This is a genomic window from Corallococcus sp. AB038B (assembly GCF_003668955.1).
GTDB classification, from domain to species: Bacteria; Myxococcota; Myxococcia; order Myxococcales; family Myxococcaceae; genus Corallococcus; species Corallococcus exiguus.
In genome coordinates, this window is the sequence record NZ_RAWO01000107.1 from 1 (window position 1) to 446 (window position 446).

A 446-nucleotide genomic window follows, 5' to 3' on the forward strand; every position below is an offset into this window, starting at 1 on the left:
GCCGAGTACCGCTCCCGCGACGGGAAGAAGGCGCTCAGCCAGCTTCGCAGCATCAGGTGGTGGTGCACGCGCGCGAGCATCACCTCGAACCCAGCGCCCTCCCCCTTCGACGCGAGGCAGACATCCGGCAGCGCATACCGGCCGCCCGGCGTGGACGTGCCCAGGAAGTCCACCGGCAGCGAGCGCGCCCGTGAGGAATCCTCGTCCAGCAACACCGGAGGCACGGGAGAGAAGCGGCTGCCCGTGACCTGGTCGGGACGCAGCCGGACCGCGTACTCCAGGAGGTCCACCGGCCGTTCGTCGGTGCCGAGCGCGTCGCGGACCTGCTCGCGGAAGCCCTGCTGCACGCGCTCGCCGTAGGCCGCGGACAGCTCCAGGGGACCGGTGAGCGCGGACTCGAGTTCCTCCGTGAAGCGTTGGCCGAAGCGCAGGCGAAAAGGAGAGCT

The 446-nt window shown here is 70.9% G+C and carries 1 pseudogene; it reads right to left on the reverse strand.

Features of this window, described 5'->3' with window-relative positions:
- Positions 1–446: pseudogene (locus D7Y04_RS42690) on the reverse strand (hypothetical protein); the annotation flags it as partial.